Origin of the sequence: Kitasatospora sp. MAP12-44 (assembly GCF_029892095.1) — a bacterium.
Classification (GTDB): domain Bacteria; phylum Actinomycetota; class Actinomycetes; order Streptomycetales; family Streptomycetaceae; genus Kitasatospora.
Map to the genome: position 1 here is coordinate 4,943,694 of NZ_JARZAE010000004.1, position 14,929 is coordinate 4,958,622.

At 71.5% G+C, this 14,929-nt stretch carries 13 protein-coding genes; 10 read left to right on the top strand and 3 right to left on the bottom strand.

Annotation, left to right across the window (positions count from 1 at the left end):
- The first annotated feature begins 150 nt into the window (after positions 1-150).
- The 8 genes from P3T34_RS23145 to P3T34_RS23180 all read left to right on the top strand — a co-directional run bounded on the left by P3T34_RS23145 (position 151) and on the right by P3T34_RS23180 (position 10,554).
- Complete coding sequence (locus P3T34_RS23145) at positions 151-1,767, top strand: NADH-quinone oxidoreductase subunit M (protein WP_280667955.1); 1,617 nt, start codon at positions 151-153, stop codon at positions 1,765-1,767.
- Positions 1,764-3,407: an NADH-quinone oxidoreductase subunit NuoN gene (nuoN, locus tag P3T34_RS23150; protein WP_280667956.1), complete on the top strand. Its 1,644-nt coding sequence runs from the start codon at positions 1,764-1,766 to the stop codon at positions 3,405-3,407. Before P3T34_RS23145 ends, nuoN begins: the two co-directional genes overlap by 4 nt.
- 178 nt (positions 3,408-3,585) lie before the next feature.
- Positions 3,586-4,596: a polyprenyl synthetase family protein gene (locus P3T34_RS23155; RefSeq protein ID WP_280667957.1), complete on the top strand. Its 1,011-nt coding sequence runs from the start codon at positions 3,586-3,588 to the stop codon at positions 4,594-4,596.
- A 35-nt stretch (positions 4,597-4,631) separates the two neighbouring features.
- Positions 4,632-5,294 (top strand): response regulator transcription factor, encoded by a 663-nt coding sequence (locus tag P3T34_RS23160; RefSeq protein ID WP_280667958.1) that lies wholly within the window; start codon positions 4,632-4,634, stop codon positions 5,292-5,294.
- Between the two features lie 230 nt (positions 5,295-5,524).
- Positions 5,525-7,420, top strand: a complete 1,896-nt coding sequence (locus P3T34_RS23165) for a 2-oxoacid:acceptor oxidoreductase subunit alpha (RefSeq protein WP_280672312.1) — start codon at positions 5,525-5,527, stop codon at positions 7,418-7,420.
- Positions 7,413-8,474 carry a 2-oxoacid:ferredoxin oxidoreductase subunit beta gene (locus P3T34_RS23170; protein ID WP_280667959.1) on the top strand — a complete coding sequence of 354 codons (1,062 nt, stop codon included), beginning with the start codon at positions 7,413-7,415 and terminating at the stop codon, positions 8,472-8,474. The genes P3T34_RS23165 and P3T34_RS23170 overlap by 8 nt, the downstream gene beginning before the upstream one ends.
- Before the next feature lie 65 nt (positions 8,475-8,539).
- A complete protein-coding gene (locus P3T34_RS23175; RefSeq protein WP_280667960.1) occupies positions 8,540-9,463 on the top strand; it encodes an NAD(P)-dependent oxidoreductase in 924 nt (307 codons plus the stop codon).
- A 77-nt stretch (positions 9,464-9,540) separates the two neighbouring features.
- Positions 9,541-10,554 (top strand): hypothetical protein, encoded by a 1,014-nt coding sequence (locus tag P3T34_RS23180; protein ID WP_280667961.1) that lies wholly within the window; start codon positions 9,541-9,543, stop codon positions 10,552-10,554.
- A gap of 9 nt (positions 10,555-10,563) precedes the next feature.
- On the opposite strand, the gene P3T34_RS23185 is transcribed toward P3T34_RS23180, so the two are convergent.
- Positions 10,564-10,950 (bottom strand): helix-turn-helix domain-containing protein, encoded by a 387-nt coding sequence (locus tag P3T34_RS23185; protein ID WP_280667962.1) that lies wholly within the window; start codon positions 10,948-10,950, stop codon positions 10,564-10,566.
- An 86-nt stretch (positions 10,951-11,036) separates the two neighbouring features.
- On the opposite strand from P3T34_RS23185, the gene P3T34_RS23190 reads away from it, so the two are divergent.
- Complete coding sequence (locus P3T34_RS23190) at positions 11,037-11,891, top strand: SDR family oxidoreductase (RefSeq protein WP_280667963.1); 855 nt, start codon at positions 11,037-11,039, stop codon at positions 11,889-11,891.
- A gap of 139 nt (positions 11,892-12,030) precedes the next feature.
- Positions 12,031-13,026, top strand: coding sequence for an EamA family transporter RarD (rarD, locus tag P3T34_RS23195; protein ID WP_280667964.1), 996 nt, complete (start codon positions 12,031-12,033; stop codon positions 13,024-13,026).
- On the opposite strand, the gene P3T34_RS23200 is transcribed toward rarD, so the two are convergent.
- Both P3T34_RS23200 and P3T34_RS23205 read right to left on the bottom strand, forming a co-directional pair.
- On the bottom strand, positions 13,016-13,867 hold the full coding sequence (locus P3T34_RS23200; protein WP_280672314.1) for an ABC transporter permease: 852 nt from the start codon (positions 13,865-13,867) through the stop codon (positions 13,016-13,018). The two genes, rarD and P3T34_RS23200, sit on opposite strands and share 11 nt — an antisense overlap.
- An 85-nt stretch (positions 13,868-13,952) precedes the next feature.
- The gene (locus P3T34_RS23205; protein ID WP_280672316.1) at positions 13,953-14,885 is read right to left on the bottom strand and encodes an ABC transporter ATP-binding protein; all 933 of its coding nucleotides are present in this window, start codon (positions 14,883-14,885) and stop codon (positions 13,953-13,955) included.
- Positions 14,886-14,929: the final 44 nt, after the last annotated feature.

Genomic DNA, 14,929 nt, shown 5'->3' on the forward strand with positions numbered 1-14,929 from the left:
CCCGCTCGCCTCCGGGCCCTCTGACCCGGTGCCGACACTCCTCACTCCCACGCTCCCTCCTTCGTCGGCCGCTCGTCGTTCGTCGCTTTCGGCACCGGCGGGCCCTTCGGCTCGGGGCGGGTACCCCAAGACCCGTCGGGGGGGACGGCCATGAGCTACCTGCTGACGGCCACCTGCGCCGTCCCGGCGGCCGGTGCGATCCTGACCGCCGCGCTGCCCGCCGGCTCCACCGAGGCCCGCCGGCGGACCACCAAGCTCACCGCGATCACCATCTCCGCGGCGACCCTGGTGCTCACCGCGCTGGTCGCCGCCCGCTTCAAGCCGGGCGGCGCGCGCTACCAGCTCACCGAGTCCTACAGCTGGATCCGCTCGTTCGGGATCAGCTTCTCGCTCGGCGTGGACGGCATCGGCGCGGTGCTGGTGCTGCTCACCGCCGTGCTGGTCCCGATCGTGATGCTGGCCTCCTGGCACGACGCCGATCCGGCGCCGGCCCCCGAGGGTACGTTCGAGAACCGCCGCCGTACCCAGGGCTTCTTCGCGCTGATCCTGGCGGTCGAGGCGATGGTGATCGTCTCCTTCCTGGCCACCGACGTCTTCCTCTTCTACGTCTTCTTCGAAGCCATGCTGATCCCGATGTACTTCCTCATCGGCGGCTTCGGCGACAAGGCCGGCGGGCCCGAGGCGGCGCGCCAACGGTCGTACGCGGCCGTCAAGTTCCTGCTCTACAACCTGCTCGGCGGCCTGGTCATGCTGGCCGCCGTGATCGGCCTGTACGTGATCGCGCAGCAGCAGGGGCAGGCCACCTTCGACCTGCAGTCGCTCACCTCCGCCATCGCGAGCGGCAAGCTGGTGATCGACCCGACCGCGCAGCGGGCGCTCTTCCTGGGCTTCTTCTTCGCCTTCGCGGTGAAGGCCCCGCTCTGGCCGCTGCACACCTGGCTGCCGAACGCGATGGGCGAGTCGACCGCCGGAACGGCCGTACTGATCACCGCGGTTGTCGACAAGGTCGGCACCTTCGCGATGCTCCGCTTCTGCCTGGGCCTGTTCCCGCAGGCCTCGAAGTTCTTCGCCCCGGCGATCCTGGTGCTCTCGCTGATCGGGATCGTCTACGGCGCGCTGCTGGCGGTCGGCCAGAAGGACATCAAGCGGCTGATCGCCTACGCGTCGATCTCGCACTTCGGCTTCATCATCATGGGCATCTTCGCGATGACCAGCCAGGGCCAGAGCGGCGCCACCCTCTACATGGTCAACCACGGCATCTCGACGGCCGCGTGGCTGCTGGTGGCCGGCTTCCTGATCTCGCGGCGCGGCTCGCGTCTGATCGCCGACTACGGCGGCGTGCAGAAGGTCGCCCCGGTGCTGGCCGGCACCTTCCTGATCGGCGGTCTGGCCACCCTGTCGCTGCCCGGACTCGCCCCGTTCGTCAGCGAGTTCCTGGTCCTGGTCGGCACCTTCAGCCGCTACCCGGTGATCGGCATCATCGCGACCTTCGGCATCGTGCTGGCCGCGCTGTACGCGCTGGTGCTCTACCAGCGCACCATGACCGGCCCGGTGCGCGACGGCGTGCGCGGCATGGCCGACCTCAAGGTCCGCGAACTCGCGGTGGTGGCACCGCTGGTGGCGCTGACCGTGTTCCTCGGCGTCTACCCGAAGCCGCTCACCGACCTGGTGAACCCGGCCGTCAACGACACCCTCGCCCAGGTCCACCGGACCGACCCGGCCCCGGTCCACCCGGTGGCCGACCCCGCAGGAGGTGAACAGAAGTGAGCGCTGTCCACAGCCTGTGGATCCAAGCTGCCGGTGCCAACACCCCGAGCATCCCGGCTCCCAAGATCGAGTACAGCCAGCTGTCCCCGATGCTGATCGTCTTCGGCGCGGCCGTGGTCGGCGTCCTGGTCGAGGCCTTCGTGCCCCGCCGGGCCCGCTACCGCGTGCAGGTGGCGCTGGCCCTGATCGGCCTGATCGGCTCCTTCACCGCCGTGGTGGTGCTCGCCGCCAGCGGCTACGGCACCACCAAGAGCGGCCTGCTCGCGATGGGTTCGGTCGCCCTGGACGGCCCGGCACTCTTCCTGCAGGGCGTGATCCTGCTGGCCGCCGTGGTCTCGGTGCTGATGTACGCCGAGCGCCGGCTCGACCCGCGGGTCGAGGGCGTCGCCTCGGACGCCTTCACCGCGCAGGGCTCCGCCACCCCCGGCGGCGAGCAGGAGCGGCAGGCCACCAGGGCGGGCTTCGCCAGCACCGAGGTCTACCCGCTGACCCTGTTCGCGGTCGGCGGCATGCTGCTCTTCCCGGCGGCCAACGACCTGCTGACGATGTTCGTGGCGCTGGAGGTCTTCTCGCTCCCGCTCTACCTGCTCTGCGCGCTGGCCCGCCGCCGGCGGCTGCTCTCCCAGGAGGCGGCGGTCAAGTACTTCCTGCTGGGCTCGTTCGCCTCGGCGTTCTTCCTCTTCGGCACCGCCCTGCTGTACGGCTACGCGGGCACCGTGCGGCTGCCGGAGATCGCCGATGTGATCTCCGGTGTCGCGCCGATGACCCCGGCGCTGGCGAACTCCACCCAGAACGACGCGCTGCTGCTGATCGGCCTGGCGATGCTCGGGGTCGGCCTGCTCTTCAAGGTCGGCGCCGTCCCGTTCCACTCCTGGACCCCGGACGTCTACCAGGGCGCGCCGACGCCGGTCACCGGTTTCATGGCCGCCGCCACCAAGGTCGCCGCCTTCGGCGCCCTGCTCCGGCTCTTCTACGTGGCCTTCCCCGGACTGCGGTGGGACTGGCGGCCGGTCATGTGGGGCGTGGCGATCCTCACCATGGTGGTCGGCGCGGTCCTGGCCGTCACTCAGCAGGACGTCAAGCGCCTGCTCGCGTACTCGTCGATCGCGCACGCGGGCTTCATCCTGACCGGCGTGATCGCCACCAACCGGCAGGGCCTGGGCGCGGTGCTCTTCTATCTGCTGTCGTACTCCTTCGTCACCCTCGGCGCCTTCGCGGTGGTGACCCTGGTGCGCGACTCCAAGGGCGAGGCCACCCACCTGTCCAGCTGGGCGGGGCTCGGCCGGCGCTCGCCGCTGGTCGCGGCGGTCTTCGCGCTCTTCCTGCTGGCCTTCGCCGGTATCCCGTTGACCAGCGGCTTCACCGGGAAGTTCGCGGTCTTCCAGGCCGCGGCGGCGGGCGGGGCGACGCCGCTGGTGATCGTCGGTGTGCTGAGCTCGGCGGTCGCCGCGTTCTTCTACATCAGGGTGATCGTGCTGATGTTCTTCTCGGACCCGCAGCCGGGTGGTCCCGCGGTCGCGGTGCCGAGCGTCTTCACCGGCACCGCCATCGGCTTCGGGGTGCTGGTGACGGTGGTTCTGGGTGTGCTCCCGCAGTACTTCCTGGACCTGGCGTCCAAAGCCTCGATGTTCGTACGGTAGTTCAGTTGTACCGGTCCGGGTCGGGGGTCATGAGCCCACCGACCCGGACCCGCTCGTGACCCCCGTACCCGCACGCCCGTGCAGTGATCCACTCCCGACCGGATACGCTGCTGGGATATGGCAGCGGCGGGCATCAGGGACCGGACCGCATGATCGACCGGCGACAGGAGTGGTCTTCGTGACCGTCGTGGGACCCTTCGGGCTCAGCGTGCAGGACCGCGATCTGACCCGGGACGTCCAGGTCGGGATGGACGCGGTGGAGGTCGCCCTCGCGGAGACCGTGAAGAGCGACGTCCCGTTCATCACCATCACCGCCAGCCACCTCCTGGAGGCCGGCGGCAAGCGCTTCCGTCCGCTGCTCGTGATGCTGGGCGCCCAGTTCGGCGACCCGTACGCGCCGGGCGTGGTCCCCGCGGCCGTGGTCGTCGAGCTGACCCACATGGCCACCCTCTACCACGACGACGTGATGGACGAGGCGCCGGTGCGCCGCGGCGCGGCCACCGCCAACGCCCGCTGGGACAACTCGGTGGCCATCCTCACCGGCGACTTCCTCTTCTCGCGCGCCTCCCAGGTGCTGTCCGACCTCGGCCCCGAGGCCGTGCGGATCCAGGCCGACGCCTTCGAGCGGCTGGTCACCGGTCAGATCCTGGAGACCGCCGGGCCGCGCCCGGGCGACGACCAGCTGCAGCACTACCTCGACGTGATCGCGGGCAAGACCGGCTCGCTGGTCGCCGTCTCCTGCCGCTTCGGCGCGCTGATGTCCGGCGCCGAGGAGTGGGTGGTCGAGATCCTCACCCAGTACGGCGAGCGGATGGGCACCGCCTTCCAGTTGGCCGACGACGTGCTGGACATCGCCAGCGACGGCCACGAGTCCGGCAAGACCCCCGGTACCGACCTGCGCGAGGGTGTCCCCACGCTGCCCGTCCTGCTGCTCCAGTCGATGCCGGTGGACGAGAGCGACCCCGAGGACGCCCGGCTGCGCGAGCTGCTGCAGCTCGATCTGACCGACGATCAGCTGCACGCCGAGGCACTGCGCCTGCTGCGCCGTCACCCGGCGCTGGAGCGGGCCCGCCGGGAGACCCTGCGCTACGCCGAGGAGGCCCGCGCCCTGCTGGTCCCGCTGCCCGAGTGCCCGGCCAAGGCCGCCCTGCAGGGTCTCTGCGACGCGGTGGCGATCCGTACCATGTGAGCTCCAGCTCGCCACACGCCCGGGGGAAGACCATCATGCTGCGCGTCGTCATCGCCGAGGACTCCGTCCTGCTCCGCGAGGGGCTGACCAGGCTCCTCACCGACCGCGGCCTTGAGGTGGTGGCGGGGGTCGGCGACGGCGAGGAACTGCTGCGCACCGTCCACGAGCTGTCCACCTCGCAGGGCCTGCCGGACGTGGTGGTGGCGGACGTCCGGATGCCGCCCACGCACACCGACGAGGGCGTGCGCGCCTGCGTCACCCTGCGCGGTCTCTACCCGACGCTCGGCGTCCTGGTGCTCTCGCAGTACGTCGAGCAGGAGTACGCCAGCGAGCTGCTGGCCGGCTCCACCCGGGGCATCGGCTACCTGCTCAAGGACCGGGTCGCCGAGGTGCGCGAGTTCGTCGACGCGGTGGTCCGGGTGGCCGGCGGCGGTACCGCGCTGGACCCGGAGGTGGTGCAGCAGCTGCTGATCCGCAGCCGCCGCAGCGACGTGCTGACCGGGCTGACGCCGCGCGAGCGCGAGGTGCTCGCCCTGATGGCCGAGGGCCGTACCAATGCGGCGGTGGCCAAGCAGCTGGTCGTCTCGGACGGCGCGGTGGAGAAGCACGTCAGCAATATCTTCCTCAAACTCGGCCTGGCCCAGAGCCCCGAGGACCACCGCCGGGTGCTGGCCGTGCTGCGTTATCTCAACTCGTGAACCTCCTTTCCAGTCATTGGACGGCGGGAAGACGGCGGGAATTAGCCACCCCTCCGGGGTTGCTCTAGTTACCGCCTAGGGATTCACCATCCGCATAGGATGCGATCAGTGCACCAGGCGGACGGGGGCACACGGCTCACGCCCGCGGCTGGTACCCCTGAGGGAGGTCCGCGGCAGTGACCAGCGAGGTCGATCAGGTAAAGGCAGTGGACGACGGATCGGACGGGCCGTTGGGGCTGTCCGGGCCGGACGGTCCTAGACGGGCCAAGCCGATCCGGCGGCTCGACCGGGTGATCATCCGCTTCGCCGGGGACTCCGGTGACGGCATGCAACTGACCGGCGATCGCTTCACCTCGGAGACCGCCTCCTTCGGAAACGATCTTTCCACGCTGCCCAACTTCCCCGCCGAGATCAGGGCCCCCGCCGGCACGCTGCCCGGTGTGTCGAGTTTCCAGCTGCATTTCGCCGACCACGACATCCTCACGCCGGGTGACGCTCCGAATGTGCTGGTGGCGATGAATCCGGCGGCCCTGAAGGCCAATCTGCCGGATCTTCCGCGCGGCGCGGAGATCATCGTCAATACCGACGAATTCACCAAGCGCGCATTCACCAAGGTCGGCTACGCGGCCGACCCGCTCTCCGACGGGTCCCTGGAGGCGTACCGCCTGCACAAGGTGCCGCTGACCGCGCTGACCCTGGAGGCCCTCAAGGAGAGCGGGCTGGCCCGCAAGGACGCCGAGCGGGCCAAGAACATGTTCGCGCTGGGTCTGCTCTCCTGGATGTACCACCGGCCCACCCACGGCACCGAGGGCTTCCTGCGGCAGAAGTTCGCCAAGAAGCCGCTGATCGCCGAGGCCAACATCCGGGCCTTCCGCGCGGGCTGGAACTTCGGCGAGACCACCGAGGACTTCGCGGTCTCCTACGAGATCCCGCCGGCCAAGCTCCCGCCCGGCCGCTACCGCAACATCTCCGGCAATCTGGCGCTGTCCTACGGCCTGATCGCCGCCTCCCAGCGCTCCGGGCTGCCGCTCTTCCTCGGCTCCTACCCGATCACGCCGGCCTCGGACATCCTGCACGAGCTGTCCAAGCACAAGAACTTCGGCGTGCGGACCTTCCAGGCCGAGGACGAGATCGCCGGTGTGGGCGCCGCCCTGGGCGCGGCGTTCGGCGGCGCGCTGGGCGTGACCACCACCTCCGGGCCTGGCGTGGCGCTGAAGTCGGAGACCATCGGGCTCGCCGTCTCGCTCGAACTGCCGCTGCTGGTGGTGGACATCCAGCGCGGCGGCCCCTCCACCGGGCTGCCGACCAAGACCGAGCAGGCTGACCTGCTGCAGGCGATGTTCGGCCGCAACGGCGAGGCGCCGGTGCCGATCGTCGCTCCCGCCACCGCCGCCGAGTGCTTCACCGCGGCGGTGGAGGCGGCCCGGATCGCGGTCACCTACCGCACCCCGGTGCTGCTGCTCTCGGACGGCTACCTGGCCAACGGCTCGGAGCCCTGGCTGATCCCCGACGTCGACCAACTGCCGGAGATCAAGCCGGGGTTCGCCACCGAGCCGAACGCCCCCGACGGCTCGTTCTGGCCGTACCTGCGCGATCCGCAGACGCTGGCCCGCCCCTGGGCGGTGCCCGGCACGCCCGGCCTCGAACACCGGATCGGCGGCATCGAGAAGCAGGACGGCAACGGCAACATCTCCTACGACCCGGCCAACCACGACCTGATGGTCCGCACCCGGCAGGCCAAGATCGACGGCATCGACGTCCCGCCGATCGTGGTCGACGACCCGCAGGGGAGGGCGCGGGTGCTGGTGCTGGGGTGGGGGTCGACGTACGGGCCGATCGCCGCCGCGGTGCGCAGGCTGCGCGCCGACGGCGCCGACATCGCCCAGGCGCACCTGCGTCACCTCAACCCGTTCCCCGCCAACCTCGGTGCGGTGCTGAGGAGTTACGAGCGGGTGATCGTCCCCGAGATGAACCTGGGCCAGCTCGCCATGCTGCTGCGCGCCAAGTACCTGGTGGATGCCCAGTCCTACAACCAGGTCCGCGGACTGCCCTTCAAGGCAGCTCAGTTGGCCGATGTCCTGTGGGCCGCGATCGGCACCCTGGAAGGGAGCGACGACCATGAGTGACCACGTTTTCTTCCCGTCCCTGAGCCTGGTGCCCAAGACCGAGACGCCGCAGAGCGCCAAGGACTTCAAGACCGACCAGGAGGTCCGCTGGTGCCCCGGCTGCGGGGACTACGCGATCCTGGCGGCGGTGCAGTCCTTCATGCCGGAGCTCGGCATCAAGCGCGAGAACACCGTGTTCGTCTCCGGCATCGGCTGCTCCTCGCGCTTCCCGTACTACATGAACACCTATGGGATGCACTCGATCCACGGCCGCGCCCCGGCGATCGCCACTGGCCTGGCCACCTCCCGATCTGACCTCAGCGTCTGGGTGGTCACCGGCGACGGCGACGCCCTCTCGATCGGCGGCAACCACCTGATCCACGCGCTGCGTCGCAACGTCAACCTGAAGATCCTGCTCTTCAACAACCGGATCTACGGGCTGACCAAGGGCCAGTACTCGCCGACCAGTGAGGTCGGCAAGATCACCAAGTCCACCCCGATGGGCTCGCTGGACGCGCCCTTCAACCCGCTGTCGCTGGCGATCGGCGCCGAGGCCACCTTCGTGGCGCGCACCATCGACTCCGACCGCAAGCACCTGCAGTCGGTGCTGCGGGCGGCCGCCGAGCACAGCGGCACGGCGCTGGTGGAGATCTACCAGAACTGCAACATCTTCAACGACGGCGCCTTCGAGACCCTCAAGGACCCGTCGACGGCCGAGCGCGCGCTGATCCGGCTCGAACACGGGCAGCCGATCCGCTTCGGCCCCGAGCTCGGTGAGGGCGTCTTCCGGGACCCGCTCAGCGGCGAGCTGCACACCGCCGCGATCACGCCGGAGAACGAGGCGCAGGTGCTGGTGCACGACATCCACGCGCCCAACCCGGTCACCGCCTTCGGCCTGACCCGGCTCGCCGACAACGACACGCTGCACCACACCCCGATCGGGGTGCTGCGCAGCGTCGAGCGGCCGGTCTACGACACCCTGATGGCCGACCAGCTCGCGGCGGCCGTCGACCAGCGCGGCGAGGGCGACCTGGCCACCCTGCTGGCCGGTGCCGACACCTGGACGGTGGCGTAGCGCGTTCCCCGGAGGTGGCGCGGGCCACCTCCGGGGAAACCACATCCTCCGCGGAGGAGGACGCAATGAGGATTCTGCTGGCAGGTGGCAGCGGTGTACTGGGCCGCGGTGTCACCCGGCTGCTGACCGCCGAGGGCCACCAGGTCAGCGGGCTCGGGCGGGGTGAGCGGAACACCCTGCGGGCCGACCTACTGGACCGGGACGCCGTGCTGCGCGCCGTCGAGGGCCTGGAGTTCGACGCCGTGGTGCACGCCGCCACGGCGCTGGCCGGCAAGTCGCTGGCGCGCCACCAGGACCTGGAGCCCACCAATGAGCTGCGGATCGCCGGCACCGCCAACCTGCTGGCCGCCGCCCGGGCCACCGGCGCCCGCCGGCTGGTAGCCGAGTCGATGATGTTCGGCTACGGCTACGGGGACCACGGCGAGCGCCCGCTCACCGAGCAGGCCGACGCCTTCGGCCCGCGCGGCACGGGCGCCTGGCTGGAGCGGCACGTCGGGGCGATGCGCACGCTGGAGGAGCTGACCTGCGCGGACGACGGCATCGACGGCGTCGCGCTGCGCTTCGGCGTCTTCTACGGCCCGGGCGTCACCGACACCACCGTGGTTCCGATGCTGCGCAGGCGCGCCCTGCCGGTGGTCGCCGACCGGGGCCGGGCGCTCGCCTGGACGTACGTCCCGGATGCCGCCGCGGCCGTGCTGGCCGCGCTGCACCGCGGCGTCGCGGGGCGGGCGTACAACGTCGCGGACGACACGGCGGTCGGCTTCGGCAGTCACGTGCGGGCGGTCGCCGCCGCGTTCGGGGTGCCCAAGCCGATGACCGTGCCGCTCTGGCTGCTGCGCCCGGTGGCACCGCTGGCGCACTCCGTGATGTCGACCAATCTGCGGCTCTGCAGCGACCGGGCCAAGGCCGAGCTGGGCTGGTCGCCGACCTATCCGAGCTGCCTGGCGGGGGTCCAGGAGCTGGCCACCCGGTCGTCGGTGGGGGTGTGATCGACTCGGGCGAGCCTGCGGCGTAGCCTCGGTCCGAATCTCCGATCACACGATCGGATCGGCTTTCCGGGGGAACTGTGCTGAGCGTTGCCACCTTTCTGCTGGGCTGCCTGGTCACCGCGCAGATCCTGCGCCCGCGGCGCGACGCCGAGACGCGAGCGGCGCTGGAGGCCGCGACCAAGGCCGCGCTGACCGCCGCCGCCGCGGCGGACGCCGCGCGGGCCGCGCTGGGCCCGGCTCCGGCTCGGGCCGTACGGCTGGTCAAGCAGGCCCCCGTCGACCGGGCCGGCGCGCTGGCCTCCGTGCACTCGGCCCTGCTCCAGCTGGAGGCCCGCCGCGCGGCCGAGCCGGCCGATGCAGTGCCGGCCGACGGGCTCGCCCGGCTTGCTCCCGCCGGGCCGCAGGACGCCCGCCATCTGGTGGTCGAGCCCAGTCACGGCGAGCCCTTCCACTACGCGGGCACCCGGACCGAGGACACCGAGACGGTGGAGGAGATCCCGATTGAACTCCCGCAGCCTGGGGCCCCCGCTGTGGCGGAGGTCATCGTGGCGGCGGGGGGCCATCTCAAGATCAACCCGATGATCCGCACCCGTGACCGGGTGCGCACCCTCGACGAGATCGTCGAGGTGTGGGACAAGCCGAGTCCGCAGCGAATCCGCGTGCTGCTCGACCGTGAGGCCACCCACCTCAAGGTGACCGGCAACTACGGGAAGCGCGCGTGGTCCGTCCGGCTGAGCGCCCCCGCAGAGCTCGCCGAGTTGGAGGGGGAGGGCGAGGGGACCGGCACGGACCTCTTCCTGCTGAATGTTCCCGCGCCGCGCGAGGTGGCGGTGCACATCGAGACCTCGCGGTCCTGGTCCGCGCGGTTCGTCTGCGGCTGCTTGGCGGGCTCGGACTGCGCCTGCGGAGCGAAGGAGGACAGCCGGTTGCGCGGGACCGCCGAGCTGCTGGTCCACGGCACCGGCGAGGGCCTGGACGTGCTCTGCGTGCCGCGCCCCGGGCTGGTCGTCGTCACCGCGGCCGCCGACGCCCGCTGGCTGCTGCGCCTTCGCCCGGTCGGCGGCGACGGCCCCGAGGACGCGCGCCGATAGCGCGCGTCGCTAGCGCGCGTCGTACTCGGCGCGCGCCGCGGTGACCGTCGGCATCTGCCGCTCGACCCAGTGGGCCAGTGCGCTGACCAGGTCGGCCGCCTCCAGGCCCGCCGGGGTCAGGCTGTAGTCCACCCGGGGCGGGATCACCGGGTGCGCCTCGCGGCGCACGAAACCGTCGCGCTCCAGCGCCTGCAGGGTCTGCGCGAGCATCTTCTCGCTCACCCCGGACACCCGGCGGCGCAGTTCGCTGAACCGGTAGCCGCGCTCCAGCAGTGCCACCAGTACCAGGACGCCCCAGCGACTGGTGACGTGTTCCAGCACCCCGCGCGAGGGGCACATCCGGTCGTTGATGTCCCCGACCCGGCCGAGTAGCGGTGACTCCGTCATTACCTTCATGTAAGTACCCTACTTCGAAGTGGGTACTTTCGAATAGTGAGTACTACTCCTAGGGTTGGCGTCAACGAACCGATGAGGGAGTAGCAATGATCGTTGTCACCGGTGCCACCGGACAGCTGGGCCGACTGGTCGTCGAGGGCCTGCTGGCCGCCGTCCCCGCGAGCGACCTCGCCGTCGTCGTGCGGAGTGCCGAGAAGGCCGCCGACCTCGCCGCTCGCGGTGTCGACGTCCGGACCGCCGACTACAGCCGGCCCGAGACGCTCGCCGGGGTCTTCGCGAGCGGTGACAAGGTGCTGCTGATCTCCGGCAGCGAGGTCGGCAGCCGGGTGCCGCAGCACCAGGCCGTGATCGACGCGGCCAAGGCTGCCGGCGTGGGCCTGCTGGCGTACACCGGGGTGCTCGGCGGCGACGCGGCCGGCATCCGGCTGGCGGACGAGCACAAGGTGACCGAGGCGGCGATCCTCGCCTCGGGGCTGCCGTACGTGTTTCTGCGCAACGGCTGGTACAGCGAGAACTACACCGCCCACGCCGCGGACGCGGTCGAGCGCGGCGCGCTCGTCGGCAGCAGCAGCGAGGGCCGGATCGCCTCGGCGGCCCGCCGGGACTACGCGGCCGCGGCCGTGGCGGTGCTGACCGGTGAGAACCACGCGGGCCGCAGCTACGAGCTGAGCGGCGACGTGGCGTGGAGCTTCGCCGAGTACGCCGCCGAGCTGTCCGCGCAGGCGGGCAAGGCCGTGGCCTTCCACAACGTGCCGGCCGACGAGCACCTCAAGGTCCTGATCGGCGCCGGCCTGCCCGAGGGCTTCGCCGGGCTCCTGGTGGACGTGGACGCCGGCATCGTCCGCGGCGAGCTGGCCGGGACCACCGGCGACCTGGCCCGCCTGATCGGCCGGCCGACCACGCCGCTCGCCGACTCCATCAAGGCCGCCCTCCAGGCCTGAGCGCCGCCAGGTGTTGTCCGCCAGGCGTTGTCATGGCCAAGCTGTCATGACCAAAGAGTGAGAACGGAGATGACAACCCGCTCCTCGCCCGTTACCGTTCGGCTCGACCAACGTGCGACGGGTGGAGGAGAGGGCAGTCATGCCGCAGGAACCCCAGGCAGATTCCACCCGCGGCGTGTGGCTCGGCACCGCCGCGTACGGCATGTGGGGGCTCTTCCCGCTCTACTGGCCGCTGCTGGAGCCCGCAGGCTCCGGCGAGATCCTGGCCAACCGGATGGTCTGGTCGCTGATCGTGGTGGCCGCGATCCTGACCACCCGGCGGCACTGGTCCTGGATCCGCCCGCTGCTGCGCCAGCCGCGCCGGATCGCGCTGTCCGGGCTGGCCGCCGCCGCGGTCTCGCTCAACTGGGGCGTCTACATCTGGGGCGTGAACTCCGGGCACGTGGTGGAGACCAGCCTGGGCTACTTCATCAATCCGCTGGTCACGATCGGTTTCGGCGTCCTGCTGCTGCACGAGCGGTTGCGCCGCGCGCAGTGGGTGGCGGTCGGCGTCGGCGCGCTCGCGGTCGTCGTGCTGACCATCGGCTACGGCCGGCTGCCGTGGATCGCGCTCACCCTGGCGTTCAGCTTCGCGGTCTACGGGCTGCTGAAGAAGAAGGTCGCCCTGAGCGGGCTGGAGAGCTTCGCGGTGGAGACCGCGTTCCTCTTCCCCTTCGCCCTCGGCTACCTGGTCTACCTCGGCGTACGCGGCCAGGCCACCCTCGGGCACGGCGCGGGCCACTCCAGCCTGCTGATGCTCAGCGGGGTGGTCACCGCGATCCCGCTGCTCTGCTTCGGCGCCTCGGCGATCCGGGTCCCGCTCTCCACGCTCGGCCTGCTGCAGTACCTGGCGCCGATCTTCCAGTTCCTGATCGGCATCACGGTCTTCCACGAGTCGATGCCGCCGGCCCGCTGGGCCGGGTTCGCCCTGGTCTGGGTCGCGCTGGCGCTGCTCACCTGGGACGCGCTGCGCCGGATGCGCGCCGACCGCGCCCGGCTCGGGCAGCTGCGCGCGGCGGCGGCCGGTACCCCGACGAGCGGAGTACCGGCCGCACTTGACGCCGGCGCGGCGGACGCCGCAGCCGTCAGGCCGTGATGTCCCGGCTGGTGAAGCGGGCCCAGGCGGCCGAGCCGAAGACCGCCACGTAGAGCGCCTGCAACCCCAGGTTGTTCAGCACCCCATCCCAGTACATCGGTGCCCGCAGCAGGTCGCCGAAGGTCAGCCACTGGTGGGTGAAGAGCCACGGCTGGATGGCGTGCAGCTGCGGGAAGCTGTCCAGGATCTGCACCAGGATCACCAGCCCGACCGTGGTCGCCATCGCGGCGATCCCGCTGCTCGTCAGGGTGGAGACGAACAGCCCGATCGCCGCCAGCCCGGCCAGCGACAGCGCGACCACCGCGGCGATCAGCAGGGCCCGCAGCAGCGCCTGGCCCAGGCCGATCGAGTCGCCGGAGAGCAGCGTCATATCGCCCACCGGGAAGAGCGCGGCGCCGGTGGCCAGCGCGGAGAGTGCCACCGCCAGCGTCGACGCCAGGCAGAAGGTGATCGCCGCGGTGAACTTGGCGGCCAGCAGCCTGGTCCGCCCGGCCGGCGCGACCAGCAGGTAGCGCAGTGTGCCGGTGGCGGCCTCGCCGGCGATCGAGTCGCCGGCCACCACGCCGACCGTCATCGGCAGGAAGACCGGCAGCGCGACCGCGAGTGCGGTGAACACCAGGAAGAGCCCGTTCTGGGTCACCTGGGCGATGAACGCCGGCCCGGCGCCGCCGCCGCGCATGTCACCGGTCTCGATCTTCACCACCACGCCGATCAGCACCGGCAGCGCGGCCAGCAGCCCGAGCAGCGCGATCGTCCTGGTCCGGCGGAAGGTCAGCGTGAGTTCGTTGCGGAACAGCGCCAGCAGGCCCGTCGCCGTCTGCGGCCGCACACCAGGCGCCATCGACGGCTGCCGACGCGGCGCCGCCTCGGCCTGCGTCACCGCGACCTGTGCCGCCTCGACCTGTGTTGCCTCGACCTTCGCCACCTCAACCCGCGACATCGAATCCCTCCCCGGTCAGCGCCACGAAGGCGTCCTCCAGCGTGCCCCGCTCGACCCCGAAGCCGCGCACCCGCACGCCGGCCTCGACCAGCGCCGCGCAGAGCCCGGGCAGCGGCTCCTCGCCGGCGGCGGCCAGTTCGCCGTCCACCCGGCCCTCGGCGACCCGCAAGTCGGTCACCTGACGGGCCGCCAGCACCTCGGCCGCCCGCGCGGCATCCGGCGTGCGCACCACCAGTCGGCCCTGGGCCCGCGCCGCGAGCTCGGGGACGGTGCCCTGCACCAGCAGGCGACCCCTGGACATCACGGCCGCGTGGGTGCAGACCTGCTCGATCTCGTCCAGCAGGTGCGAGGAGAGGAAGACCGTGGTGCCCTCGGCCGCCAACTCGCGGATCAGGGCCCGGATCTCCCGCATACCCTGCGGGTCGAGACCGTTGGTCGGCTCGTCCAGCACCAGCAGCTCGCGCGGCTGGAGCAGGGCGGCGGCCAGGCCGAGGCGCTGCTTCATCCCCAGCGAGTACGCCCGCGCCTTCTTGCCCGCCGCGGCCGTCAGCCCCACCCGGTCCAGTGCCTCGCCGACCCGGGCCGACCTGGTGCGCGGGTCGGCGGTCGGGTCGGCGCAGTCGTAGCGGACCAGGTTGTCGCGCCCGGAGAGGAACCCGTAGAGCGCCGGCCCCTCGATCAGCGCACCCACCCGCGGCAGCACGCTGCCCGCCGACTGCGGCATCGAGGAGCCGAGCACCGTCGCCACGCCCGAGGTCGGGGCGATCAGCCCCATCAGCATCCGGATGGTCGTGGTCTTGCCGGAGCCGTTCGGGCCCAGGAAGCCGAAGACGCTGCCGCGCGGGACGGTCAGGTCCAGTGCGTCCACGGCGAGCTGGCCGCCGGCGAACCGCTTGGTCAGGCCGGTGGTCCGGATCACCGCGGGGCCGGCCGCGGGGGCCTCGGGCGCTGCGGCGACCGGAC